The sequence below is a fragment of the Microcystis sp. M53603_WE2 genome, from assembly GCF_030065435.1.
In genome coordinates this window covers 1-1,297 of record NZ_JASJFF010000476.1, presented here as the reverse complement: position 1 = coordinate 1,297, position 1,297 = coordinate 1, and the positions used below count along the sequence as shown (strand labels likewise).

General features: G+C 44.4%; 1 protein-coding gene. It reads right to left on the bottom strand.

The features are described from left to right. Positions 1-370: 370 nt before the first annotated feature. Positions 371-1,297 (bottom strand): TldD/PmbA family protein (locus PX481_RS09930; RefSeq protein WP_288094511.1); only part of this gene is annotated, 927 nt, incomplete at its 5' end.

Genomic DNA, 1,297 nt, shown 5'->3' with positions numbered 1-1,297 from the left:
GTCCTGTAGGGGCGAAGCATTCGGACAATAACCTATCGGTGAAAAGGTAGATTTTCTATCCGAATGCTTCGCCCGTACTTATTCAGCAAACCCTAATTACACATCTAAGCCACTACTCCGTCAGACTTCTGGTGTGAGGAAACAGTGAACTGAAAACTCAAATCCGATCCCTAATAGCTGTATCCCGTCTCCCGTCTCCTGTCTCGGAGTCTCGACTAGGAAATTAATTTTACACGACTACTTAATAATGTTCAAACTTCCTCTCTGGAACCCCGGCACTTGCCACTCCTTACCCACGACTATAAAATTAGCATCCATCTTGCGGGGGTATTACCCTGGTTAATACCCCCTATTTTGGTCTGGTATAGTGTTAAGCTTCTCCTGTGATTGATAAACCCTCTACCCAAACGTAGGGACAAACACCACTGGGAGTAATAACCGCTTCCGGTTCCAGATAAACAATCGATTTCAGCAGTGTTAAAATATCTCCAGCTACGGTAGCGGAATCGATGCTAATGCGCTCATTTTTGTTAACTAACCAACCATCAAACGGCAAAGAGAAGGAACCTTGTAGAGAATTAACTCCCGCATGAAGTGCCTGTAAACTATCAATTAAAACCACATTTTCTGCTGTTTCCAAAGAATAGCTTTTGGGTTGATTAACACTAGCAAAAACGTGATAAAAATGGGGACTAACTGTTACTTTTGCGCCAATGTTACCGTTGCCAGTCGGTTCCGTATTCATCCGTTTAGCGGTAATCGTGCTATGGAGAAAATTACTCAAAATCCCCTCTTTAATTAATTCCACACGACGGGTGGGAGTGCCTTCACTATCAAAAGTTTCTGCGGAAACATTAGCTGGATGGAGGGCATCATCACACAAATTTAAGGCAGTAGCGGCGATTTGTGTTCCTAGGGATTCAGGAGTAGAAAGACTCTGTTTATCAAGGACATTTTGGGCATTAAACAGATTAGAAAATGCCCCTATGAGACTCAAAAAGGCGCGGGGGGCAAAAACCACCAAATATTTACCCGTGGTAATCGGTTGATAGTCCAGATGGCTAACAGTTTTGGTAATCGCTTCCTCGATGCAACCATCGATATCTAATTTTTCCAGTCCCGGACTCACCCGAAAAGCACCAGCGCTGCGGGGTTTTTTGCCTTCCTGTTCGGTTTTGGTGTATAAATACACGCTGGCATAACTACGCGCTTCCTGACGCATTGCCCCGTCGCTATTGAGATAAAAACGTCTGACCTGCTGTTGTCCCAAACCGTTATAGGGAACACTGGCAATAGC